The organism is Bacteroides sp. MSK.18.37 (assembly GCF_019129155.2).
In the GTDB taxonomy this organism is placed as follows: Bacteria; Bacteroidota; Bacteroidia; order Bacteroidales; family Bacteroidaceae; genus Bacteroides; species Bacteroides ovatus.
In genome coordinates, this window is sequence record NZ_JAHOIB020000001.1 from 7,102,816 (window position 1) to 7,129,279 (window position 26,464).

Consider the following 26,464-nt stretch of genomic DNA (forward strand, 5'->3'; position numbering starts at 1 on the left):
GTCAAGTCTAAGTCCCTATTCGGTCCTTTTGCTCCTTCCTTGAACTCAAACCCATATAAGAATTTCAGTAAACCTGTTTAAGGTTATTAGGTCAAGTTCAGGTCCTTTCTTTTTTGTTTAATGTTCAAAAACAAAAGTATGAAAGTTTTTTATTTAGGAGTTGATGTGAGTAAGAAAAAATTGGATTTATGTTTAAGGAGTAACGGTAAGGACATCCTTTATGATGTTATTCCTAATGATCTATCCTCTATTAAATCTTGGTTAACAAGAACGTTTGAGAAATTTTTCCTCTCTGAGGACAGTTTGGTTGTCTGTGCGGAACATACAGGGCAATATACCTATCCTTTGGTCTGTGCAACAAAAAGTATAGGAGTCTACTTATGTTTGGAAGATGCAGCTAAAATAAAATATTGTCATGGAATACCTCGTGGCAAAAATGATAAAATAGATGCCTGCCGAATAGCAATGTATGCAGAAAGATATAATGATTGCCTACAACCGTATACCGCATCAGAGCTTATAATACAAAAACTCAAAAACTTATCAACAGAACGCAGTATGCTTGTTGCAGATAGGGCTAAATATCAATCCCAGCTAAAAGATCAGGTAGACTATATGGAACACTCAATATATATTGCTAAATGCAATAGAGTTGAAGGGATTATCAATACATTTACGGATTACATAGCACAAATAGACCTTGAAATAAAAGAACTTATAAATCAGGCACCTGTCATTGCTCATCAAATGGATTTACTCATGTCTGTGGATGGAGTTGGGGAACGTGTTGCACTGAAGATGATCATGGAAACAGATGCTTTCACTTCTTTTACTGATCCCAGGAAGTTTTGCTGTCATGCAGGAGTTGTTCCGTTCGTCTATGTGTCAGGAAGTAGCCAACGTTCTAAAAATAGAGTATCTAATAGGGCTGACAAGAGCATCAAGCATTTGCTACATATGGCGGCACTATCTGTTTCACAAGTGAAAAATAGTCCATTGAAGAAATATTATGACAGAAAGGTCGAAGAGGGAAAAAATAAGATGTCGGTTCTGAATGCAGTTAGAGCGAAATTAGTTACGATTATGTTCGCTGTAATTAGGACGGATGCTTTTTTTTCGAGAAATTATCAAAATTCGCTTGCGTAATCCATAAGAATAGGGGCGGGAGCACCCGTCCCGACGAGCGGGACTTCAGCTACCTTTCCACTGCATTTACGAATATATTCCATCGGAGTTCTCATTTGTATGCCTTGATGCGGTCTAACATAATTGTATGCATATATGGCATCGGCTATACGTTTATCCAATTGTTCAAAGCTGTCATCTGTACAGTCAAAAAGCCACCCATTCTTGATCGTGTTATTCATCCGTTCAGCCAGAGCATTATGTAGCGGATCCCCACACGGAGTCATACTGATATTAATATGATGTTTCTTGAGCATACCTACATACAGGTTTGAGCAGTATTGCACTCCCCGGTCAGAATGGTGTATCAGATTATTCAAATCAACATTGTATCTGTTGTAAAAGTCCATAGCCATCCTCAGTGCCTTTAAAGGACCTTCCGCTTCGAGTGTTTTGCACAGGGCATATCCGACTATGGCCCGACTGCCCGCATCGGTAAGAAGGGACAGGTAAGCCCATCCCTGGCACGTGGCAACATAGGTTATGTCCGCTACAACCATTGAACCGAATGTGTCAGCTACAAATTTAGGAGTGACATTCAGCAAGTCCGGATAAATGTAATAATTATGATTGGAATTTGTTGTCTTTGGTCTCACATGCCTGACACGTTGACACAGGCCATTGGCACGAAAAATATTATAGCATTGATCACGCCCAATGACCATCCTGACACCAAACTTGCGGAGGCAGCATGCATAGAGTTCACGCATACCAGCCTTAGGCATAAGTTTACGTAACTCATTACAATACAGCACAATGCTTGATGTGAGGATGTCTATTTCCTTTTTTCTGTTGACATGCTTATAATAACCTTGTCTGGTTATGCCGAAGTAATCACAGAGGAACTGCAGACTGCCGCGCATATGACGGGCAGAGTTCCCCTGTGACAAGGTGTCGATTACTTGGCATCGGAGTTTTTTCGAACCTTGATGTGATAGGTGGACTCCGCAAGATTAATCAATTCCTCACAAGCTTCATGACGAAGACTTTCCTCCTGAAGGGCACGCTGAAGTTTGCGGTTTTCGGCACGCAATGCAGCGAGTTCTTTTTCCAGTTCATTGAGAGACTCATCAGAGGCTTTGCTTAAAGAGGGCTGTTCTGTATTCATAACTTTATCATTTATATGATACTTTTCGAGCCAAAGAATCAGCAGACGTCGGCAAATACCCGTACGCTTGGCAAACTGATACTTCGTTTCGGAAGTCGATAAATACTCACGAATATAAGACATTCGTTCAGATTCTGTGTAAGGAGTGTACTTCTTTTTTAATTCTTCCATGTGAATTTCGAATTTGAGAAGTGTCAACTTATTCAGTACACTACAGGAAGATTCTGTCTCAAAGACAAGAAACAACCATTCTGTCTCTAGGCTTTTAGTTATAATCATATAATTCCGATACAATAAATACAACGGACTGTTCTCTCAATAGCTAAACCTTTCAATGCCAATGCATACTTATATCATTTGGTAAGCGTCGACAGTGTGAGAGTAAGTTTTACCCTCACACTACCCTCACCTTTACCCTCACCCACGAAAGTACGATGGATAAAGGGATTGAGAGCCGGGTGAGAGTGTGAGGGTAAAATCAACACAATCTTTTATTTGTTAGCTACTTTATCTGTATCTTCCCTACAAAATCTTTTTTATCTATATTCAGTTCTTCCAAAGAGGCGATCCGTTTGCCGTTCAACATTATGTTCTCAAACAAAATATTCTCAACCTTCCTATTCTTATCATAACCTTCCATCAAAGAAGGATTGATATATTTTCCGGTACATGAAATGTTACGGAACGTTATGTTTCTGACACCTCTGCCGGGACCTGTGTTATATTTTTGGTTATACATCACCCGAAGATGAAATAACTGTCCTTCCTGGATATGTTCCACACGAATATCCTCAAAAGTGATGTTTTGTGCCAGATTGTGATCTCCTACATTAATAGTCATGCAGCCTTGGTAATCACGATCGTCCTCATCATGTTCCAAGATATCGATATTCTTGAACAATATATCTTCTAAAACCTCATCTCCTGTTTTCGTATTTCCATGCGTACCGATATTGATAGGGTGAGCAATATCCGCCCATAGTGTAGAATTAAGTACACGGATATTACGAGAATCTCCATAATAATTCCAACGATGCGTATAGATGGCTATACAGTCGTCTGAATTACGAAGAAAAACATCATCAATCACTACATCCGAGCAAGACATAAAATCCAATCCATCACTCCAACCCTGATAACTGAATGATTTCAAATTCTTGATAGTAATTCCCTGTGATTGTCCACCGGAAACTGTATAGTGACGGGAGTTGACAACTGTAATTCCATCAATCAGTACATTCTTGGAGTATGCCACCGATATTCCCTGCTGCGGTTCAAGCAACATACCGTGTCCGAGAATCTTTACATTCTCTACACTGTCGCAAGTCAGGCAACCTTTCAGCACCGCTCCACCTTCCAGATAGACAGTCGTGTTGGAAGGAATACGGAAGCATTTGCCTGCCACATCTGTGGGTTCGTGTATACCGGACTCAAAATACATCACATTCGGATCATTCTTATCAGGCACATTCTCAATGATCGGATTGGCAAACACATGCAGATTATTCAAACGGTCACCGTTGAACTCTACAGAGAGTTTTTGTGGTTTATCCAATGTGAACAGCAGAAAATTTCCGTCTATCTCCGGATGAATACCTTTAGATAGTGGACGCACTACTGCTGAACGGAGTTCCCCGTTATTCTTTTGCACCAGCACTTCCACTTTACCGGAAAAATCAAACTGTACCATGGTTGCATCCGACTTGGTATCCATATCCACCTTTACATTATATTCATAAAGGTCTACCCAATCTTTTTCACCCACTTGCCGTACTTTTACTGTATAATCGTCATTGTGGCGGGCATAGTAGATGCCTTGTGGCACCGGATAGATGACAATTTCTGCCTGTATAACTCCTGAAGTCATTACAAGTAAAAATGTAAGCGCTATTCGTATCAATCTATTCATTTTGAATTATTCATTTATTGTGCATACATCAATGTACCGAGTCCAAGTACATCATACCCACCAGAGTTAGCATCATAATAACCGCCGCCGCCTTCTATTCCTACATATTCGGTAGCAATCTTAGTATATTTGAGATTATCATCCGAGATGTTTTTTATCCCTTTGTAATGATAGTAAGGCAACGCCCATATCGCACGTTTGATCCATTTACCACCACCAAGTGTTGTTTGTTCTTCCGGAATCGGATATCCCCATTGACTCTGTTTTTGCCATATATAAGTAGTATATGGTACAGTCTCATTAGTGTAATTACAACAAGCGGCATATTCGCAGGCCCGTAGGAAGAGATTATCATCATAAGCAAAGAAATCGTCTCCCTGGCTCCATGCCAACTGACAGATAATTCCCATCAATCCAACACACATCAATGTATGTCCCTGGTCACGGCCACTTTCCTGCCATTGAGCAAAGTTATAGTCCGGTGCATAATCGTGATAGATAGCACGACGTAAACGTCCGTTTGTATCACCTGTCTGCAAATGGGCAATACCTTCATTATAAATATCACGACGATCGGTTACAATGCCGATAGCCATTTTAGCCGCTATATTACAAAGACACCAGTTAGCCCAATAATGTAACGCATTCGTATCGTGATGACGTTTCAGGAAATCATCATTAGCAGGATAGAACACTTTAAGCAACCAATTCTGGAACGCTGCGAAGTCCGCACGATCCCATCCTCCATAATCCCTCAATAATTCACCGGCAATAGCAAATTCATAACCATAAAGTCCTGCAGCAAGCGATAAATTCGTATTACCTGTTACACCTACACAAGTCTGTACCCACTTATTCAGATTCTCCACCGCTTTTGCCGCATATTCATCATCTTGTTCAATCTTCCAACGAAGCGCCTGCTGATATGCAATAGTGGCCCCTCTGGCTGCATTCATATAATTTTCATCACCGGAAACTCCACGTTTAATCCATTCCGTAGGATAAGTATCTGCCGTCTTCTGCGAAAACTGACTTTCTACTAATAATTGATAAGCACTTATCCAAGGCTCTTCTCCGGCAGCTTTTTTATCCCGGATACGCTGGAAGTCTTCCTCCGTATGCAACCCTTCATGCAGCATGGGTTCCGTTGACGGTTTAAGTTCAACCTGTTCCAAATTTACATTATTATCAGGAAGAGGAATTTTATTCAAATCAGTTTCCACATTGACACCCGGAAGGTCAATGCCGTCCCCACATCCTACCAAAAACAGGGTAGCAAATACTGCGGTTATATAATATATCTTTTTCATCATATTTTTGGTTTAATGGTACACCATATCTACCATTGATTACGGTGCACCCAATTATAGTTTATTGCTCTACTAACTCTAATTTGAAATTATCTATCTTAGCCCGTCCTTGTTTTACTGTAATCGTACATACAAAACCAATGACAACATCGGTAGGCTCTTCAACAAGAATATCAACTACTACATCACCCGTACCCGAAATAGAAGCGTTTGCCAGACTCTTACTTGGTATATCACTCGTATTTGCCATCTCGTTACCTTTACAAACCGCAACATAACCGGTAAAACCTCTGCCGTCATATTCATAAACGTGTGCCGTCAACTTATATTTTCCTTTTTGAAGATGAGAAGTCTGATATACCTTACCATCATTTTTAGGATTGTCAAATCCCCAATCTGTTTGTAAAGCCAAACCTGCATCACTTCCATCACCATATTTCGTTTTAAATGCCAAATCAACAGCAGCACCTCCTTCACCAGCAGTCAAGTTAGAGTTCTGAACTATCCAATAAGCAGCTTTTGCCCACTCTCCTTTTTTATGGAATCCTTTATCCCCACCTTCTTTTACATATTCAAAAGGCTGTTCATAGTTCATGAGTACATATTGAGAAATATCTCCATCCACCGGCAGAGGTTGTAACATATCACTCTCTACGGGTTGTGCAATACCTTCAAACACCATTGTTACTTTTCCACCATTGAAACCTTGCGGAACCGTTACAGTAATAGAAGTCGTAGTAATCTCTTTAACCGTAACGGGTACGGATATTCCCTCAAAAGTAACTGTAACAGAATTCTTATCCGTTCCAAAACCTTTTCCTGTAAATGTTATTTCCTGTCCGGCTTTTACTAATGTGCCATTAGGATAAATATACGGTGTTTCAACAGAAGTGATTTCCGGAGTTTCCCAAACCTCAAATGTGCCCGATTCGCCCATCTCTATTTCCTTACCCTGAATTATCAGTTTAATCTTCACCGGAGCTTCTGATGAAACTCCTTTGGGAACATTCACTACAATATTACCTTTATCATTCAGTGTCACTTTATCACAAACTGTTTCTCCGAAAAAGACCTGAATATTTTCAGCTTTCGTACCAAAGTTCTGACCAATGATCGTTACTTCCGCATTAATATATCCGGCTTTCGTTGAAATGCCTGTTACTGTCGGCATCGGTAATACCGTATATTTCAACTGTGTCCCGATAGTTTCAAACGGAGTAATGACAGTAATTGTATAATCTCCGGCTTCCAACGAAGCAGGTACAGTGAGTGGAATACTCTTATCCGTCAAATTATCTGTATCTATTGCAGCTTCTACAGGTTCTCCGCCAGCTTTAGAGAAAGTTACTTTCAAAGGCTCCAACCCTTCAACAGACTTATCCAGCAATTCTTGCACAAGATTGGTTCCTGTTATTGCAAATTTACTGCCAGCAAAACCTGATGGAACCGGTTCGTCTTCCTTAGGAGTATCAAGCGTTGCATGCTTCAACACAGTGAAAGGATAAGAAGCCAAATCAATCGTTTGTTCTGCCATAATAAGTGTCATAACTCCACTGACAGCTGTCTCGGGAACTTTGGCCGTAAATTCGGTATCAGTAGGTGTACCCACAATCTCTGCCTTGTCTGTGGAAGTCCCGAAAGTCAAAGTATACAGTGTTTTAGAAGAAACAAATTCTTGTCCTTCGAAAACGATACTGGCACCCGGAAAACCATAAGAAGGTTTCACTACGCTGACACCCGGCTTACCAAGTACACGATAAACTAGATCAGTCTCCACACGTTGCCCGAAAACCTCAACGGTTATCTTTCCGTTTGTTGCCGATTCCGGCACTTTCGCAAGGATAGCATCATCGGCGCAAGAGACTACTACTGCCTCCTGGGAACCGATAAATACTTTCACATCTTCTGTTATGATACCAAAATCACTGCCACTAACGGTAAACTCATTCCCAACATATCCTTCTACGGGATCTATCTTTGTTACAGTCGCCACAGGATCAGTGTAACTCATTGGAACAATTTCTTCATTATCCTCGTCACAAGCAGCTAATGCGAAAAGCGAGAGAAAAACGGGAAACAGATAGTTATATATTTTCTTCATAATCTTAATTATATTATCACGATGAATTACTCTTTTTTCTTTTTCCACATCATTCAAGAATCAATTTCAATTCTGTCACCTTAAAGTATGAATTACCTTTAGCCAGAGAAGTCAGGAATCCAATGACAACATCCGTTGTCTCCGTCACTTCAAATGAAGGTGTAACCAACGTACCCGAATCATTCGCTGTTCCCATTTTATCATAGACCACATAAACTCCATTTAGTTGCTCAAGATCAGCGACATTCGGTATATCACTTTCACTATCTCCTTTAGCTATCAATACGGAAATAAAGTTCCCCGCATCAGTAACTACCAATGTATATGCATAAGTGACTTCCAGTCTGTATTTACCAGGACGGAGCGTAGCAACCTGCCACATTTTCCCATTCGTATAAGCTTCTTTATCCCATCCATTCTGGAATGCTAACGTTAAGCCTTCTTCTGATTTATATTGCATTCCGGAAACAGTCGTATTGCCTTTTGCATTGAACGATGCTGCATTTTGATTCCACACTGCCGGAGTCCACCATTCACCATTCTTCCAATTTTCATCATTTGCCTTGGCAAACGGCTGCTTGTAGTTTTGAAGGTAAAGCACTGTCACATCACCCTTTGAGTTAGGATTAAACATTGCACTACCTGTCATTGTATATCCATGAATAGTTACAGTCACATTACCTGTCTTATAATCTGCAGGAGTTGTCGCAACAATAGTAGACTCATCCACCAGCTCAAATTCGGCCGGCGTTCCATTGAAACTAACAGAAATATCGGATGGATCCGTACCAAAGTTTTCACCTGTTATAGTAACCTTGTCTCCCGTATCGGCTACCCCTTCACCGTCTTCACTATCAGAAGTCACTGTAATGACACGTGGTGTAGGCAGTACTGTATAATGACCGATATTCTCCACCTTTTTATTATAAATCTGTAAAGACAGATTGCCTGTTACTGCAGTTTCCGGCACTTCCACTACCAAACGGTTATTTTTGCAATCGAGCACTTTATTGGATTGGGCTTCACCGAAGAAAACTTTCACTGCTTCAGCACGGTCACCAAAATTGGTTCCCGTAATAACTACCTGTGTAGTGACATATCCGTCCGTAGGATAAATGCTCTCCACTACTGGTACAGGATAATCATAAACTCTATACTTGGGGTCTTGCTCACAACCGGAGAAAAGTGCGGAAACACAAGCAAGTATTGCCAAGTGAAATGTATATTTGAATAAAAACTTCATATAATCTATGGTATTATACGTTAAACGATTGAATGATTAATATCCTGGATTTTGTACCAGATTTGAATTCAGGTTGATTTGATTTCTTGGAATCGCCCACAAATAATCTCCCTTAGTAAATGCGCAGTCGGATGATTTGAGAAGCACTACACAAGGTAATTTGCCTTTACCTGTTTCCACTTCTTCCGTCCCCTTCGTAAAAATAGCCGGATTGAAAGCACTGGTAGCGTTCCCGTTTTCGTCTATAAATGCCGTCGGATAGCTGGCATTACCTACTACCGCACCGCAACGAGACTCATTCAGATTCTCTTCCGCAATGCCCCAACGTTTCAGGTCGTCACAACGAAAACCTTCCATATAGAGTTCCAAAGCACGTTCACGGCGGATCTCATCCAACATTACCTGATTGACTGTCTTACTCGCATTTGCCGGCACTCCTTCCTGAATTCGCTTTGCCAATGCATTTGTTAGGTTAGCAATTCCCGCACGGGCACGGATTTTATTTATCGACTTATTCAACTGGTCATCTGATATTTCACCATAGCGTTCCATCACAGCTTCGGCATAGTTCAAGTATACTTCTGCCAACCGAAGTACCGGATAATTGGCCGATTCATCTTTACTTTGGCGTTGAATATCGGTAATAGCAAACTTGGAAACACCATACCCACAGTTCTCAACTGTCAGGCTCGTAGCATATGAACCTATATAAGAAGTCAAACGGAAATCCCGATTCTGAAACTCGTCCCCCGGATTCTTATATCCCTGGAACTTATCAGACATGCTGACCGGAAGCCCGTCAGTGCATAAAAACATATCAATCAATTTCCGGCTGGGACGCATATCCGTATAAATCACCTGATTCAAATCTACCTGTCCTTTACGCGTTTCCTGACTATATACAGAAGCGATGATAAATTCCTTGTTCGTCGCTCTTCCGGCACCGGCAGGATTACTGGCTTCTTCTTCAATATTAAACAGGTAACGATTGCTCATATTTCTCATAGCTGCAACATTGTTATAATTCCAAAGGGAATAAGCAGCATCTCCCATCACTGTTTCGGATAATTGAACGGATTCTTCCAGAAAAGCATTTACCTGATCGGAAGCCGGACCGGCAGAACCTTCAAAATCAGTAGAAGTACCATTGTACTTACGCCAGGTAGCTTCATAAAGTAACACGCGAGCCTTAAATGCCTGTGCAGCCTGTTTGCTGATTTTACCTTTGTCGGCAGAGGTTATATTCTGTTCCAACGGCAACCCTGCGATAGCCTCATCCAAATCGGAAAGAATCAAGTTGACAACCTCATAACGGCTGTTACGTTTTCCATATAACTCCGGTGAAGTCACGTCGAGAACTTTCGTAACGACAGGCACTCCACCAAAAAACTTCAATAAGTAAAAATAGTTATAGGCACGGAAAAAATGACCTTCGGCTAATTCTTTTTTAATATCCGCTAAATTACCTGTATAGGAAGAAACTGCTCTTTCAAACATGTGATTAGTGGCACGAATATTACCATAGCAATTACCCCAACGGCTATCGTCATTAGGAACTCCCATCACACCGGTCCCCACACCATACGAATATCTGAAACAAGTAGAAAGATCGGATGCCGCATCCATGTGATCGAATATACTTCCATAGGAAGACTGCCATCCCAATAATTGCCCGTAAAGCCCGTTAGCATATTCACGGAAATGCTCCGGAGTTTTGAAATAAATCACATCTGTCTTGGCATCCAGTGGTTCCAAGTCAAGGAACGTATTCACGCATGAAGAAAATCCCAATGCGCAGGTGCAAATTAATATATAGTTCGTTATCTTTTTCATATCTTCTATTCTGTATTTAATTTTCCATAGCTACTATAAAGTGATGTTCAGACCGAACGACCAAGTACGTGCAAACGGGTATCCACTGTTGTTGGAGGCTGCTCCCATTTCCGGGTCGAAACCGTCTCGAATACTGGTAGCTTCCCATAAATCATTACCAGAGAAGTAAACACGTACTTTTTCCAGTTTCACCTTGCGAGTCCATATCTGCGGCAATGTGTAGCCGACTATTAATGTTTTCAAACGGATATAGCGGTTATTCTGCATCATAAAGTCGTTATTCTGATAATTCCAGCGTGCGAGATTCGCATTGGTAGTCAAGCGAGGGAATTCAGCATTCGGATTGCTCTCTGTCCATGTCTTTCCCAAATATGTCGGGTTCTGATTGGCAGTACGTGTCTGAAAAGGATAAGCCATCCAGTCATTACGGATAACATACTGCTTGCCGACACCTTGGAACATTGCGTTCACATCAATACCTTTCCATGATCCTCCCAGTGTGAAACCGAAAACAAAATGTGGATTGGAGTCACCGAGATATTGCAAATCGCTATTCTCATTCCCTGCACCGGAAATCTTATAATCACCATTCAAATCCAAACGTTTGGTATCACCTGGACGCAACCGGCTTGCACTTCCTGCTCCTACACCAGTCAAATCTTCTTTACCCTCTCCATAGAGTGCATAATAGCGGTCTACTTCTGCCTGATCTTTAAAGTAACCATCTGTGCGATAAAGAAAGTACGAATTCAACGGATACCCATTCACGGCTGCATTCCAACCAGCCCCATAAGAATCTGCTCCTTCCATCTCTTTCAACAGACTCTTTGTATCACCAATATTAAAGTTGGCATAGTAAGAAAAGTCTTTAATCTGATCGCGCCATCCAATAGTGAATTCCCAACCTTTTACATTCAAATGACCACTATTCGTTTTAGGAGCTTTACCTCCTAATACACCCGGATATGTGACATTTACCAACATACCGGTATTATCTTTTATAAAATAATCGAATGTAGCTTTCAAACGATTATCGAAAAAGTTAAGATCGATACCAAAGTTTTTCTGTGAAACTTTCTCCCAAGTACGGTCATAAGAAATTAAACCGCCAAAACCTGAAGATACCTGATTGGCAGGTATAGTTCCAAAACCGGCTGTTCCAAGAGAGACAGTAGACACATAATCGTAATCACCCAGCCCGACATCATTACCCGAACTACCGTAACTTAAACGCAACTTACCAAAAGAAAGAACAGGTTTTAAAAATTCTACAAATTGTTCTTCCGAGAACGCCCAGCCCAAAGAAACGGAACCGAAGCTCTTAAAACGATAACCGGGAGCAAACTTGGAATTTCCGTCACGACGCCCCATCAATTCAACCATATATTTTTCCGCATAGTTATAATTCAAACGGGCAATATATGAATAGGTACCATTATGAGTCTTTCCTCCACCGTTACCCTGTGTACCCGTAGCCAAATTCAAATCGTAAATTCCGGCATCCTCAAACTTCTCACGGGCGGTAACAACTTTCTTAGTCACCCATTTCTCGGCATTGATGCCGAACATAGCATCTATATTATGTACTTCGGCAAATGTACGCTTATATTTCAATAACCCTGAATAGTACTGATACCGGGCATTATTTGCCTGTACCAAATATCCCGGCTGATGGGAGTCTTTAAAATTCATCACATCTTGTGGAGTACTAAGGGTTTGTGTTGTTTCATATACTAACTTCGCCGTCTGCTCGCCGAACCAATTGTAACACTGTACCGGAAGCGAATAGCGTTCTCTGCGATATTCCTCATTTTGAAATGAAGCAGTACCCTCGAAAGTGATTCCTTTCCAAATATCCACCAATGCTTTAAAATCGACACGAGTAGTCAACTTCTCTCTCTCGTCACGTCCACCATCCGTTGTAGCTGCTGCCGCATTGCGATCACCTACATTACCGAAGTTAGCGTACCATTGTCCATAGGGATTTTTTGCCGGGAAAAACGGAGCATCGTTTCCGTAAAGTGTACGGTCGATACCATGCGTGGGTGTTTCGGTATTTGTTTTAATCATACTGGCTGAAGTCTCCAGTTTGAACCAATCAGTCAATTTGATTCCGTAGTTCAAGCGCAAATTCAACTGTTTCTGTCCGTCATAGGCTGTAGCCAGATTAGCCTGGTTATCAGCATAAGCTAATGAGATGCGGTAATCGGATTTATCCGTAGAACCTGCTACACTCAAGTTATGCTGGTAAGAATAACGGCGGGCAAACAATTCATCCAGGCGATTGGCATTACCAACGAACATCGTACCCCAATCGGCTACAGTCGACTCATAAATACCTTCAATGCCTTGAGCCATCTTCTTCAGGTTTTCTTCTCCCCAGCCCCACCAGTCATGTTCCGGCATTTCTTTATTGGCTTCCAGCCACATGGAAGCATATTCCTGCATACTGGGAGAGAAAGCCATAATACCATTGGTAGTGAAACGCATATTGAAGCCATAATCAACCGTTGTCTTGCCTTTACCTTTTTTGGTAGTTACCAAGATAACGCCATTAGCTGCTTTCGCCCCATAAATGGAAGCTGAACCGTCTTTCAATACACTAATATTCTCAATATCATCCGAGTTTAGATTTTGGAATGACTCTGAATTCAATACGGGTACCCCATCTACAATAATCAACGGACTACCTCCATTGACAGATGTCAGACCACGAATCTGGAAATTTAAACCTTCATTACCCGGACGTGAGGAAGAACGAGTGACTACCAAACCCGGAGTGGCTCCTTGCAGAGCAGCACCGACATTGGTAATGGCACGACTTTCCAATACCTGGCTACCAATTTGTTCTACCGCCCCTGTCAACGTCGCTTTTTTCTGCGTGCCATAACCCACTACAACAACCTCGTCCAGTGCATTATTATCTTCCTTTAATACCACTTTAAAATCAGAGCGGTCATGAAGGTTAATAATCTGATCTACATATCCGATATAGCTAACTTTTATCTGTTTGGCATCAGCAGGAATATTCAGCGTAAACCGACCGTCAATATCGGTAATTACTCCTGCATTACTTCCTACGACCACTACATTACAACCAATTAGTGGTTCACCATTCGCATCTGTCACAAGTCCTTTGATGGTGCGGCCCGTCTGGACTACCATCAAACTCTCTTCTACAGAATCATTTGCATAGAGCAATACACCGGGCGAACCACCCAGTAGCATGGCGAAAGCCAATGCGACTCCTTTTGAACATAAGAATTTGGATTTAATTTCCATAATACTATTAAATTGTTAAAGTTAATATGTGTTTTTCCGAATCTGGTATTTAACCGACTTTGGAGAATTCATTTTTCAAATAGGTGCGAACCGTTTTACGAGCCAGTAATAGTTGACATTCTACTGTACGGGGAGATAAGGACAGCTTTCCTGCAATGGCAGGACAAGAGAGTTCATGATTGAAACTAAGTTCATAAATCTGACGGCGTTTGACAGGAAGAGCTTCCATAACCTGGTCATGCATCTTCTTTAGTTCACGAAAATGAATGGTATCTTCTGTGGTATTCCGACTGGCGTCTTCCATCCTATTATATATGTAGGCGACGAAATCTTCCTGTTTATAATAACGACGGATTTTATCGGTTACTATATTGCGAGCGATGGTAAAAAGCAAAGACCAGACTGTATCTTTGTTCACAAATACCCTGTGTTCCCATAAGCGGACAAAGACATCCTGTGCCAAATCTTCCGCTTCATGCGGATGGCAAATGCGGATAGCGATATAGTTCTTGATATACTCCTTATATTTAAGATAGCATTCAGAGAAGAAGTCGTCAAATGTAGCTTGCTGTTTATTCATGGCATTAAATTTATCCGTTTAACGATGATACAAAAGTAGGAACAAGTTTCAAATTCAAATATCACAAAAGTAACAGATAACAAAACTATCGTAACAAGCGTGTATTTTTGCAAAAACTTCCCATTTCATCGGGATAAATCTAACCGTCACACCAATAAAAAAGGGGATGTCGTTACATTTGACGACTCCCCTGTTCTTATATTTGCATGGATGAAAGCTTTCATCCGGAAGGATTCATTATTTATTTTCCTGTGATGCCTGGAAATCCGGTATACGTTTTACGTTCGCACCTTTCATCACACCTCTTTTGATCGCTTCATTCGTATCGGTGATTTCTTTCTTCACACGTTTATAGTATTCTTTTGTCAGTCCTTTCTCTACTGCTTCCGATTCTGTTACTGCCCAAAGATACTGATAATCCATCAACATCAAATCCGGTGCCACTATTTTAAAGAAAACACTATCATTTGCAAATTTTTCACGTAAGTCTCCCAAATAGATGGTATCTGCAGGATTTACCTCCTTAACATTTGCATTATTTTTTGAACTGCTACCTCCGCAAGAGGATAACATCAAACCTCCTACCAATGAAATTAAAACTAATACTTTCATATCAACATATATTATAAAATAAAACTTCTTCTGCCCCAATGTGAACAAGAACTTAAAATTATCTCACTTATTGAGCGCAAATGTAATAATTAAACTACAAACACAAACACAATGTCATTCTTTTCTTCCCGATTCCTCGGCATATTGCTTGGGAAGCATCCCGAACATTTCTCTAAAACACTTCGAGAAATAGCTGGGTGAACTGAATCCTACCCGGTTCGCTATTTCAACAATCGGCAACTGACTTCCTTGTAATAACTGTGCCGCCCGTTTCAAACGGATGCTGCGAATAAAGTCCGTCGGTGTGTGTCCGGTGATGGATTGTAACTTACGGTAAAGACTCATACGCACCATACCCAAATCACCACTCAACTCTTCTACACCATATTCAGGATTATCCATGTTCTTCTCTATGTATTCCAGACACTTCTGTATGAGTTGTTCGTCTACTGAAGTAATAGTGATAGCGCTCGGATTTACTTCTATGTTCTTACGGAATTCTTGTTTTCTCTTTTCCTGCTGCTCTATCAGCTTTTCAATGCGTACCATCAGCATATCAAAGTTGAAAGGTTTCGACATATAAGAGTCTGCTCCTACTTCATAGCTGTTAATCTTGATATCATCGGCAGTGCGGGCCGTCAACAATATCACAGGTATATGGGAAGTCTGCACGTTCGTCTTGATCCGACGGCAAAGTTCGATACCGTCAACTTTCGGCATCATAATGTCGCTGATAATCAGGTTTGGATTTTCCTCTATTGCTTTTCGCTCTCCTTCCTCACCGTCTGCCGCTTCAATGATCTGATAGAAATCTTCCAACTGTTCTTTCAGGAAAGTACGGAACTCCTGATTGTCCTCCACTAACAACAGTTTCTTCAGGTTATCATCAACTGTAGATGTAGTGGTTTCTTTCTCTTTAACATCTGATGCTTCCGTTCCGATGATTTCTTCCGGCAGTTCGTCCGGTTCCGGTTTCAGGTCCATCGGCAACCAAACAGTGAATACTGATCCACGATCTATCCGGCTGTCCACTTTAATACGGCCACCATGTATATTTACATATTCCCTTACCAAATGAAGTCCGATGCCACTACCTATTTTTTCGTCTCCTTCATTTCCTACCTGATAGAAACGGTCGAAGATATAAGGAAGGTCTGATTCGGATATTCCGATTCCAGTATCAGATACGGATATTCTCACGTAGTTTCTTTCTTCTATCTCTTCTGTCGCGAGCTGTAAGTTCACTGTGCCTCCCTGCGGTGTATATTTGAAGGCGTTGGACAAGAGATTATTCACAATCTTATATACCTTATCCCGGTCGAAGAACATATAAAGCGCTCTATGTTCCGATTGGTTCACAAAGTTAAGGTGCTTCTCTACTGCCATTGGCATGAAGTTGTTATAGGCCGAAACAATAAACTCCTCCATATCGCCGTTCATCAGATGCAACCTCTCTCCTTTCATTTCCAGTTTGCGGAAATCGAGTAGCTGATTCACCAATGACAATAGGTTTTGAGCATTCTTATAGATGGTATTCAGTTGTTTTTTCATCGCATCGTCTGTCAATCGACGTATCATCATATCCAATGGTGTGATAATCAGCGTCAGCGGAGTACGGAGTTCATGGCTTATATTTGTGAAGAAACGGAATTTCATCTGATCCAGTTCTTCTTTCTGCTTCAACGCTTCCTCTTCTTGCATACGAATCATCTTCTGCCGGTTGCGGCGGTTTATTACGTAAATCAGCCCGAAGATTAAGAGAATAACTAAAATTGCATAGAAAATACGAGCGCCCAGTGTATCCCAGAACGGGGGATGAATGACAATTTTGAATGCAGACTCCGGTCCCCATATCCGGTCGTTTCCGGCAGCGGACACACGGAAGATGTATTCGTCCGAAGGGAGATTATTATAGACCACACGTCCTTGTCCATTCTCAAAAAGGGTTTCCGTCCATTCTTTGTCAAATCCTTCCAGTTGGTAACGGAAAGAGGTTTGAGAAGGATTAGGGAAGTTCAGACCAGAAAACTCAAGTGTGATATAGTTCTCATCATATTTTAATTGTACTTCGTCCGAATAACTTAATGCTTTATCAAATAAGACACGTCCGTTATATGCTTCGCCCGAAACAACCGGAACATTAAACAAGCGGAATGAAGTAAACAGAGGACGATTGAGGCACTGATTATCTATCATGTTTTCTGGTGAGAAAGCAATAAAGCCGTTCATCAGCCCCAGGAAAAGCTGATTGTCCCTGGTCATTAACGAAGGGAAACTATATAAATCATCCTGACGGATTTCATCTTCCGACAGACAGCTGATTACATGAAAGCTGTATTTATCTGCTCTTCTGTCTACTTTTATCTTATAAATAGAAGTGACTGTCGAAATCCATATATCATGGTTCTTATCTTCCACTACGTTCAGGATAGCTTTAGACAGACCTTCTTCTTTCCCTAATGTGTAGCTTTGCCCATTGTAAGTCAAAACGCTCAAGCCATATTGTGTAGCAAACCATAAAGTTCCCTCATGGTCTTTGAGTATCTGATTATACTTGATACTTCCCTGATTGAAAATAGAATTAGCCTGGCCGTCTTCCTCCGGTATCCATATTTTATTCGTTACAGGATCGTAAATGTAGAGTCCGTTATCACTGCCTACGACCAACCGGGATTGATTATCTATGGCCAATGCATTCGCTACTTTATATTTTTTGAGTTCGGGAAACTGTTCGGACAATAAGTTTATTTGCCCGTTTTCAGGATTGAATAATCCTACACCACCATATATACTTACCCACAATCGACCGGAAGAATCTTCGACCATGACACGGATATTACTGAAATCCAATTCATTCTGATAATCCGTATCGGGATAATCGTAAGATTGTACCTTTCCATGATCTATGCAGTAGAGTCCATCGTGGTATGTTCCGACCCAAACACGCTTCTTGCTGTCCTCATAAAGTACACGGCAATTCTTCTGACTGAATTCATGATAGAATCTGTTCATGCTTTTAGTCTCCGGTTCATAGCGATAGACACCCTGCGTAGTACCCATCAGAATTTCTCCTTTAGATGTTTCGAGCATACAGCGGATTTCCTCTCCTTTCCAGTCGCCATTTATCATCTTCTTATTGTACAGCACTATTTTATTCATGCTGGGATGATAATAACACATTCCCTGATTATAAAGTCCTATCCAAACGGAATTATTTTCCCGGTCGCAATAGATGCTTTGAATACCGTTTCGTACTGTATTACCTGATAATAAAGGAATATCCAGTGTCCGGGTTACAGAGAAATTGTGCATATCAATGACATAGAATCCATCGATAACGGTTCCTACCCATGCATTTCCGCCTTTATCCACGTCCATAGAAGTAAACCATGAATAGTGTCCGAGTTGGATACCTGAAATTTGGTTCCATTTTTTATTATAGACATCATAATAGCCTACTCCACGATCCCACATCAACCAAAAGTCACCATTATCGAGTATCTTCAAAACCACACGGTCATCCGGTTTCAGTTGGTCTTTCAGGAAATCAAGTTGATGCACGAAACGTTTCTTTTCTAAATCGTAGCAACGGATAGCCCCTTTCTGATGAACCATCCAACTGTATTTTCCATAACTTTCTACTCCGAGTAATCCTCCATAGTATTCCATAAACTCATCATTCCTGCAAACCTGTTCGATTAACTTTGTCTCTGCATCGTACATATAGACAGAGGAACCCGGCGTCAGAAACCAACAATGTTTCTCTGAATCAATAATCAGGTCCGCCACTTTATCCTTTAAGCCGAATTGTTGAAATAAAGAATCTACGTTATAGATGTACTGTTCGGTAGTCAAATCGAAGACACGCAGGCTCTTGCGTTCTTTCATCCACAAACGTTTGTCGGCATCAATATATTGTTCGGGAATAATATGGTTATATGCTATCGAATATTCGCCATGAATATTGAAAGGGAAATTTGAATAGTTCGCACCATCATACAGGCTTAATAACACAGTACTTCGCACACCGATACGTCCGTCGGGAATGGGGAAAACGCTTTTTACATAGTTATCCGGTAATCCTTCGACAACTCCAATCTGGCGGAATACATAAGGGGATTCTTGCGAGCTAATATAACCCGGATACAATAATCCCATTAGTATGATTAACAAACATATTCGAATTTTCATGGCCATCTTTTTTTGTAGTACTATTATTAAGTACGAACGAAAAATCAAATCCCCTTATCCTGCTTTACTATTATTTTCTGAATTTCAAGTTTATCTCCGGCTTGCTCTATCTGTAAACGAAGTACACAAGCTCCTGCGGGAAGAGTGAGTTTACCTATTTCTCTTTCCGTCCATTGTACGGAGCTGGGTAATTGCATGGGTTCTGTCTTTACTTCCGAATCAGAAGCTACGGACAATAAAGAATTTCCTTTTGATTGATAAACAAGATAAACGGTATAATCTCCATCGGTAGGAATACTTACAGTATAATTCATCCATTCTCCATCTTCTATTTGGGTAATGACGTAGTTATCTTCTTCTTTTCGTAGCTCTACTGCTCCGTCTGGTCTGTATTCGTTGCCACGTTTCTTTCCTACATTGTGATAGGTATGCCCTTCGGGATCTTCCGCAAGACAATAATAATCATAATCGGCAGCCAATATCTCACAAGGTAACGAATGGATTCCCGATACGCGCTTTCCTGCAGAAAAGGAAACGGGATCACCTGCCATCCAGGGAGTCAGTCGCTTGGTTAATGTTCCCCATCCTGTCCATTCATAAAACCAGTTGGGTGCTATCCCCCAGTTTTCGCAACCGTGATGTTCTATCATATAATCACGGTAACGTTTCAGCCAGGTATAGTCGTTTGCAGGCAGTCCGGCACGTACTGCATAATGCGCCAATGCCATTTCACGGGTTCCGCCACTACCTGCTACGTCTCCACGTCCGTGAGGAGATACGGCTATGGATTCCCAACGTCCGCTACGACTCCTTATTTGCAGAAACTTCCCGTTCTCAAAAGTGACCTCGTCCGGATTCCTGCTATATCCTGCCGGTTCCCATGGTTCTTTCTGCTCTTCATAAGAACGGACTTTCGACAGGTTATACCGATAGTTCCATTCCAGTCCGGTCAAAAGACGATTATTCAGACAGCTATACAAGGAATCTCCCTGATTCCATGCCATTTCCGCTATTGCTACATAATTATGGACTCCCGCCAACACATGTCCCTGATCGCGACTGGATTCCTGACATTGCCCGTTCGGATAGATATAGTATTGCAGTTGCTCATCATAACCATAATCAGGAATTTTGTTTTCTCTTCCCACCAACTTATAATCAATAATTGTCGGTGATTTCCGAATCGGTTCTTCACTCGCAACCGATGGACCAGGCGGATAAGGCAAATCATCTTCACGATGCTCCATCCCTAACAAATAACGATAGGCGCGTTCATACATTTTCTCGTTATCTAGATAAATCCCCATAGCCATCATACTGCGGGCAGCAAACAATCCCTGATTTCCAAAACGCGCCGCATCAAAATTATAGATGTTCCAATAGAAAGTTATTCCATTTTTAGAATCGTCCCAATAATCCGCATATTTGGCACAGAAATCCTCCATCGAACTGTATCCCGGATAAACCAGCATATCTTTGAATCTCTGCTGATCCGCTTCCTCCCATCCCGGATAATCACGCATCAGTTCCGCAGCATCTATCAGCAGATAAATCTTTCCATTATCCAATGGTCCCGTTCCACGGGCACTGGTATTCGTATAATAAGAATTAACATTCAAATACTCCACAGCTTTACGGGCATAGGCTTCATCATCGGTTAAATGCCAAAGCAATGCCAAATCATGGGCACGCCTGCCATCTATTCCGATAGTAGCGTTGAAACGCCCTTCTTTGATTTGTTTTCCCCGATTAGCTGCTACAGCCGTTAATGAAGAATAAGGAGATTCTTTCAATTTTAGAAAAGTTGAATAATAAGGTTCCTGCCTTGCTGCGACCATTGCTTTCATCCGGTCAAGATCACCTTGGGTATAAGTGATGCCCGGATGAACAAAGCTTCTTTGTGCCTGCACCGGAATATGGCCATTCCCTATCCATACAAGAATAATAAAGCAAATAATCCTGTCAATCATAGTCTGACTTAATTTCTGTAGATTACAAATAATAAGCAAAGATAGCATTTAGCAGATAAAATCAAGATACCCCTGAATAATAAAATAGTTCATTCCCTATATGAGAATGAACTACTATATACTGTCTTTCCTTGCAAATGAAGGAAAATGCTATTCGATCACAACTACAAAACCACCTCTGGGAAGGCAATCTATACTCATTGATGTCCGACCTTTTGACAATCGGGAGCGTTTTATATCTAATTGCCTTTCCTCACTGCCGTCTCTGAATATGACTATTTTCTTTCCCAAACCAGGCAAAGCATTCAAAGTAAAAGTCAATGTCTGTTTATCATCGGTTCCGTTAATGCCCCCAATATACCAGACGTTGCCTTTACGACGGGCCAAAACCACCGATTCTCCGGGATATCCACTCAAAAGCTTTGTATCATCCCAGGCTGCCGGTAATTGGGAAAGTAACTTTCCGGCTTCCTTCGGCAATGCTTCGTAAACGGAAGGCCGGTCCGGCATATGTTGCCATCCTGACTCGAAGATAACCGGTAATGCCAATTCATGACCATGCGATGTAATATGAGGATGCTGGGAATCGGAAAAAGTTCCGGGCGTATAATCCATCGAACCGACCACATTTCTCGTAAAAGGCAATGTGGCATTATGTCTCGCCGCCAGCGGGGTCAATCTCGGAGTATTATTGTACCACTCCGCCCCATACACTGCTTCCATCGTCATCAAATGCGGATACGTCCGTTGCCATCCACGGGGAATGGTGGCTCCATGGAGATTCACCATCAATTTATATTTAGCCGCATCTTCCAGCAAATCCAGATAATAATCCATTGTTTCCACCTTGTCACCAGCAAAGAAGTCGATTTTAACACCGGTTACCCCTTGCTCCGCAAGCCATTGATATTCTTTTTCCCTATTTTCTTTCTTGTTTAACCTGTCCATAGGCCCCGGAGCTCCGTTTCCAACCCACGCAGTACACGAATTATACCATAAAAGAGGTTTTATTCCTTTCTTCAAGGCATATTGCAATGCATCATGCACGTCTCCGCCATTCTCCATTTCATTCCATTTCCAATCAATCAGACTATACGGCCATTGCATCTTCACAGCCAAATCAATATAATCCTTCACTATTTTAAAGTCTTTGGAGCCGTTATTATACGCCCAATACCCCCATGATACAGCTCCCGGTTTTATCCAATCCGTATCTGCCAACTTACAAGGTTCGGACACATCGGTAACTAACGTAGATTCTACAATATCAGCCAAAGAACCGATAACAAGCAGACGCCAGGGAGACTCCCATGTCTCTTTCAAAGGCAGATTATCGGTAGCCGGACGTACTTGATATTCATTCGGGTCGATTCCATTATATAAAAAAGAAGCACAATGTCCACGCAGTATATCGGCTTCGGTAATCAACATAAATACTGAATCCCGGAACTCAACAAGAGCCGGATATCCCCAACAATATGTTCTCTTCTTTTCTACAGTTGATGTCCCATCCACGGCTAAAGGATAAAAACCTTCATAATCTTTGCTATATTGCTGAAACCATCTCTTATTCCCTGCGGGTATCGGGTAAGTAGTAACTTCATTAAGAAGACGTTCATCAGCAGAAACTGCTTTTATCCCATATTTAAAAGCAATTCCGTCATTGTAGACTCTGAAAGTAACCGCCAGTTCCTGCCCTCGGGAATTGGCGAAATTATAAGTCCTTTCAAAAGCCTCGTTTGTACAATGGCTTCTTTTTCCCGTCAGCATTTCATAATCATCCTTTACCGACTTTGCCTCCGATACAGACTTCAACTTTAAATCTCCCGCAAAACTTTGCTGGTCTGTATTCATTCCCAAACGTGCCTGTGAAAGTATGCAACGGTTATTGTATTCTACCGTGAAACAAGCCTTTCCGTCATTCTCTCCGGTTGTCGGAACTATCAGATGAAGTTTTCCATCCGGAGAAGATACACCACGGGATTCTTCTGAATAACATGACACACTGCCTGCCAGCGTCAGAACCGACAAAGCCATTATATACTTAAAATCTTTCATTGTTCAATCTATTATTTATAATTAAAAAAAGACTACTTCATAAGAGGGCTGTCCGGAGACAACCTTATTTTCTATTTTCAAGGTCAACACCACCTGTTCATAAGGTTTCAACGGTTCAACCGTCCCCTGCGTCAGAAGTTTGCCGTCGCAGAATACTTTTACTCCCGTCCTTTGAGAAGCGGACAAGCCAAAGTTCTGTATCTCAACTGCAAGTTCTGTCCCGGCATCGTCCACAACAGGACGACGTGCCGAAAGTAATGGCGGCGTATAACAAACATAAGGCAAACGGGCATATCCGTATATCAAATTACCCTTCTTATCCTTTCCTATCATCTTGGGAGCAAACTCTTCTTCTGTAATGCCACTGCCCTTCCCGTTAAAAACGACAATCAGGTCTTTACCGGATTTCCGTGTCCGGAGAGGCTTACAGCCTCGTCCGAAATTCACTTCCGTATACGAACCAAAGCGCAAAGACTCGATATCAACTTCTGTCTGCGGATTAAAATCCTCCTCTGCCGCTATCTTGACTCCAATGGTACGTGTTGTCGGCTTTATCGGTTCCTGATTCAGGACAGAAAGTAACAGTCCCTTGTTCAGCGGGATACAAATATTCTTCGAACTATGATTGTCATTAGGAAGATCCTCCCACTTGATGGTATCAATAACGGCAAAATTCATCTGTACAGCACGCCCTTGCCTATCCTGAAAGACTTTCGGACGTTCATATTTGAACCAGTGTTCTACATATCCATCCTCATGAAACGATATACCGGGCACGTATGCTTCTCCCTGCTCGGTCACCCAGTGTACCCCGTCTTTTGAACGTTGGTAATAGGCGATTCGTCCCAGCCAATCATTTACAATTAAATGGTATTGAAGGGAATCCCGCCATACGACAGGATCCTCAAACCGTCCGTCCACATCCGGATATATCCTTTTATCCGTCAACTGGTTGTAAGTAGAAAGCCCGTCACGGCTAACCCACACGCCACCACCACGACAGATCATCAGATAAGAATCATCCTGACGACGGGCAAAAGTCAGATTAGACAATCCCTCTATGACTTTCCGGTCACGGGCATCAAAATCAAATTTGCCATACGTCCAAGGGCCATCCATGCTGTCCGAAATATAATAACCATCAATTACGTAAACCACAATACGCCCGTCTTTCATGACAAAAGCTTCGGGATTGTGCCCTTTGCCAATGGAGTTTTGCACAGTGAATGGTCCATGCAAATGTTTACCGGTAGCATGATAAACAGTCGAATTCGGCCAGAACATATGACCCTTGGGAGAGTTTTCAGGCCATCCGCAAACGAATAAATGATAACAACTATCAGGCGTCTGCACTATATTTCCACCCCAGAAAGAAGTTGCCGGAAGTTCGATACCATTGTCCACGTACCGGAGACGCACGCTGTCGGCTCCCCATACGTCTTTTGAAGTAATGTTCCCCTGCATTGGCAAGAAACGGTCCATAAAACGCCCTCCTTTAATCAAAGATTGCCATTCCTTCGGTCGCTCGCGTTCCGTGACTTGCGCGTTCATACCGGCAATGAAAACGTACAGTCCGATCAACAAGAACAAATTCTTTCTCATCTTATATCTGTTTTTGTAAAAGTTATGCCTTTTGCATGCGGCCCAATATAAAAACAAGCCATATCCGCTGTTTTATACCACTTCGGTTTATCCGGCATTTCATCATAAATCAACTCTCCATTAATAGAGAGATTCTCAAAACGGATATTTTTCACTTGACGTTCCTCATTATATCCTTCTATTATGGACAATCCAGCATTCTCTCCCGTATATGACACGTTCTTAAATAATACATCTTCAATTCCTCTACCGGGAGCCGTACAATATTTCTCATTATAAAAGATACGCAAATTGACAATCTGTCCTTCTCTGAAATTCTCAATCCGGATATTCTCAAAACGCACTTTACGAATCAGGTTGTTATCACCCCCATTGATAGCAAGGCAACCTTGATAATCCACCTGCTTTTCCTTATGGTCTAATATGTCAATATTGATATAATTCAAATTTTCAAGTACTTCGGGTTCTTTTGTATTCCCGTGAATGCCTATAAAAATGGGATGAGCCACGTCAGCCCAAAGGGTAGAATTCCTCATCGTTATGTTTTTGCATCCTCCCACGAAACCGAGACGGGTTCCGTAAACCGTAGTACAGTCGTCTGAATTACGACAGAACACACCATCGAACAGCACATTGTTACTGGCAAACACATTCATACCGTCGCCCCATGAATAATAGCTTATGCTTTTCACATTACGGATGGTCACATTATCCGACCCACCGGTCGAGCACTGCGTAGTAGCGATACCTTCTACGTATACATTCTGTGAATTTGCTATCTTAATGCCTCCTTTCACCGTGTGGTCAATAATTCCTCTGCCAGTCAGCTTGACGTCATGTACATTCTCAATCACTACACGCCCCATCAAAAGAGCTCCACCTGCCAGATAGACAGTTTTTCCTGAAGGGACTCTCAATTCTCCGTTCTCAAAAGTATGTATGCCCGGAGCGTAATAAAGTACATCCGGGTCATTCTTATCCGGCACTGATTCTTCGAGAGGATTGGCAAACAAATGCAGGTTATGAAAAATATCCCCATTCACTTCTATTGACAAGTTGCAAGGACGGCTCAATGAAAAAACAACTGTTTGATCCTCTATTTGAGAAGATATGTTATGCGAAAGAGGACGGATTCTTGCCGTATTCACCTTTCCCTTGTTATAAGTAACAGCAACTTCTACCGTACCGGAAAAATCAAAAGTCGCCATTGAAGCATTTTCTACATGATGTCTTGTATTCTTCACTTCATCAACCTTGACCAAATAAGTGGACAATGCTCTCCATTCCCCTCCTTTCTGACGAACCCGGACGGTAAAATCATCATTTAACGCAGCTCCTTGAGGAGCGGGATAAGTCATTAAAGACTCTTTTGCGAAAAGAGATACGCTACTTAGTACTACCAATAATAAAATCCGTAACCTCTTCATCATGTCATATTTTATAATATATTCCATTAAATTCCTGTGAAAATAAAGTATAC

The 26,464-nt window shown here is 41.6% G+C and carries 16 protein-coding genes; 1 reads left to right on the forward strand and 15 read right to left on the reverse strand.

Features of this window, described 5'->3' with window-relative positions; all coding sequences use genetic code 11:
* The first annotated feature begins 138 nt into the window (after positions 1-138).
* A complete protein-coding gene (locus KSX81_RS28035; RefSeq protein WP_004307071.1) occupies positions 139-1,146 on the forward strand; it encodes an IS110 family transposase in 1,008 nt (335 codons plus the stop codon).
* Here KSX81_RS28035 and KSX81_RS28040 read toward each other — a convergent pair.
* From KSX81_RS28040 to KSX81_RS28110, 15 genes are all read right to left on the reverse strand, one after another.
* On the reverse strand, positions 1,128-2,048 hold the full coding sequence (locus KSX81_RS28040; protein ID WP_149948862.1) for an IS3 family transposase: 921 nt from the start codon (positions 2,046-2,048) through the stop codon (positions 1,128-1,130). The genes KSX81_RS28035 and KSX81_RS28040 overlap by 19 nt on opposite strands.
* A gap of 35 nt (positions 2,049-2,083) precedes the next feature.
* Complete coding sequence (locus KSX81_RS28045) at positions 2,084-2,464, reverse strand: transposase (RefSeq protein WP_004322509.1); 381 nt, start codon at positions 2,462-2,464, stop codon at positions 2,084-2,086.
* A 331-nt stretch (positions 2,465-2,795) separates the two neighbouring features.
* On the reverse strand, positions 2,796-4,202 hold the full coding sequence (locus KSX81_RS28050; protein WP_004319640.1) for a glycosyl hydrolase family 28 protein: 1,407 nt from the start codon (positions 4,200-4,202) through the stop codon (positions 2,796-2,798).
* 14 nt (positions 4,203-4,216) lie between these two features.
* Entirely contained in the window at positions 4,217-5,515 is a 1,299-nt protein-coding gene (locus KSX81_RS28055) for an alginate lyase family protein (protein WP_008774957.1), read from the reverse strand.
* Between the two features lie 58 nt (positions 5,516-5,573).
* Complete coding sequence (locus KSX81_RS28060) at positions 5,574-7,613, reverse strand: IPT/TIG domain-containing protein (RefSeq protein ID WP_004319643.1); 2,040 nt, start codon at positions 7,611-7,613, stop codon at positions 5,574-5,576.
* Positions 7,614-7,662: 49 nt separating this feature from the next.
* The gene (locus tag KSX81_RS28065; protein WP_004319645.1) at positions 7,663-8,856 is read right to left on the reverse strand and encodes a DUF5013 domain-containing protein; all 1,194 of its coding nucleotides are present in this window, start codon (positions 8,854-8,856) and stop codon (positions 7,663-7,665) included.
* A 36-nt stretch (positions 8,857-8,892) separates the two neighbouring features.
* A complete protein-coding gene (locus KSX81_RS28070; RefSeq protein ID WP_004319647.1) occupies positions 8,893-10,689 on the reverse strand; it encodes a RagB/SusD family nutrient uptake outer membrane protein in 1,797 nt (598 codons plus the stop codon).
* Between the two features lie 33 nt (positions 10,690-10,722).
* Complete coding sequence (locus KSX81_RS28075) at positions 10,723-13,971, reverse strand: SusC/RagA family TonB-linked outer membrane protein (RefSeq protein WP_004319648.1); 3,249 nt, start codon at positions 13,969-13,971, stop codon at positions 10,723-10,725.
* A gap of 49 nt (positions 13,972-14,020) precedes the next feature.
* On the reverse strand, positions 14,021-14,551 hold the full coding sequence (locus KSX81_RS28080) for a sigma-70 family RNA polymerase sigma factor (RefSeq protein ID WP_118419230.1): 531 nt from the start codon (positions 14,549-14,551) through the stop codon (positions 14,021-14,023).
* A gap of 237 nt (positions 14,552-14,788) precedes the next feature.
* The gene (locus KSX81_RS28085; protein ID WP_004305864.1) at positions 14,789-15,163 is read right to left on the reverse strand and encodes a hypothetical protein; all 375 of its coding nucleotides are present in this window, start codon (positions 15,161-15,163) and stop codon (positions 14,789-14,791) included.
* 114 nt (positions 15,164-15,277) lie between these two features.
* Complete coding sequence (locus KSX81_RS28090) at positions 15,278-19,354, reverse strand: hybrid sensor histidine kinase/response regulator transcription factor (protein WP_217725501.1); 4,077 nt, start codon at positions 19,352-19,354, stop codon at positions 15,278-15,280.
* A gap of 44 nt (positions 19,355-19,398) precedes the next feature.
* Positions 19,399-21,324, reverse strand: coding sequence for an alginate lyase family protein (locus KSX81_RS28095; protein WP_118419231.1), 1,926 nt, complete (start codon positions 21,322-21,324; stop codon positions 19,399-19,401).
* Between the two features lie 150 nt (positions 21,325-21,474).
* On the reverse strand, positions 21,475-23,382 hold the full coding sequence (locus KSX81_RS28100; RefSeq protein WP_181990095.1) for a glycoside hydrolase family 97 protein: 1,908 nt from the start codon (positions 23,380-23,382) through the stop codon (positions 21,475-21,477).
* Positions 23,383-23,403: 21 nt separating this feature from the next.
* Positions 23,404-24,984 carry a glycoside hydrolase family protein gene (locus KSX81_RS28105; protein WP_118419233.1) on the reverse strand — a complete coding sequence of 527 codons (1,581 nt, stop codon included), beginning with the start codon at positions 24,982-24,984 and terminating at the stop codon, positions 23,404-23,406.
* Complete coding sequence (locus KSX81_RS28110) at positions 24,981-26,411, reverse strand: glycosyl hydrolase family 28 protein (protein ID WP_118419244.1); 1,431 nt, start codon at positions 26,409-26,411, stop codon at positions 24,981-24,983. Before KSX81_RS28110 ends, KSX81_RS28105 begins: the two co-directional genes overlap by 4 nt.
* Positions 26,412-26,464 lie beyond the last annotated feature (53 nt).

Bases quoted from the DNA above. Each gene is read 5' to 3' on its own strand.
- KSX81_RS28035 (WP_004307071.1), top strand. From the start codon at position 139: ATGAAAGTTTTTTATTTAGGAGTTGATGTGAGTAAGAAAAAATTGGAT.
- KSX81_RS28040 (WP_149948862.1), bottom strand. From the start codon at position 2,048: ATGCGCGGCAGTCTGCAGTTCCTCTGTGATTACTTCGGCATAACCAGA.
- KSX81_RS28045 (WP_004322509.1), bottom strand. From the start codon at position 2,464: ATGGAAGAATTAAAAAAGAAGTACACTCCTTACACAGAATCTGAACGA.
- KSX81_RS28050 (WP_004319640.1), bottom strand. From the start codon at position 4,202: ATGAATAGATTGATACGAATAGCGCTTACATTTTTACTTGTAATGACT.
- KSX81_RS28055 (WP_008774957.1), bottom strand. From the start codon at position 5,515: ATGATGAAAAAGATATATTATATAACCGCAGTATTTGCTACCCTGTTT.
- KSX81_RS28060 (WP_004319643.1), bottom strand. From the start codon at position 7,613: ATGAAGAAAATATATAACTATCTGTTTCCCGTTTTTCTCTCGCTTTTC.
- KSX81_RS28065 (WP_004319645.1), bottom strand. From the start codon at position 8,856: ATGAAGTTTTTATTCAAATATACATTTCACTTGGCAATACTTGCTTGT.
- KSX81_RS28070 (WP_004319647.1), bottom strand. From the start codon at position 10,689: ATGAAAAAGATAACGAACTATATATTAATTTGCACCTGCGCATTGGGA.
- KSX81_RS28075 (WP_004319648.1), bottom strand. From the start codon at position 13,971: ATGGAAATTAAATCCAAATTCTTATGTTCAAAAGGAGTCGCATTGGCT.
- KSX81_RS28080 (WP_118419230.1), bottom strand. From the start codon at position 14,551: ATGAATAAACAGCAAGCTACATTTGACGACTTCTTCTCTGAATGCTAT.
- KSX81_RS28085 (WP_004305864.1), bottom strand. From the start codon at position 15,163: ATGAAAGTATTAGTTTTAATTTCATTGGTAGGAGGTTTGATGTTATCC.
- KSX81_RS28090 (WP_217725501.1), bottom strand. From the start codon at position 19,354: ATGAAAATTCGAATATGTTTGTTAATCATACTAATGGGATTATTGTAT.
- KSX81_RS28095 (WP_118419231.1), bottom strand. From the start codon at position 21,324: ATGATTGACAGGATTATTTGCTTTATTATTCTTGTATGGATAGGGAAT.
- KSX81_RS28100 (WP_181990095.1), bottom strand. From the start codon at position 23,382: ATGAAAGATTTTAAGTATATAATGGCTTTGTCGGTTCTGACGCTGGCA.
- KSX81_RS28105 (WP_118419233.1), bottom strand. From the start codon at position 24,984: ATGAGAAAGAATTTGTTCTTGTTGATCGGACTGTACGTTTTCATTGCC.
- KSX81_RS28110 (WP_118419244.1), bottom strand. From the start codon at position 26,411: ATGAAGAGGTTACGGATTTTATTATTGGTAGTACTAAGTAGCGTATCT.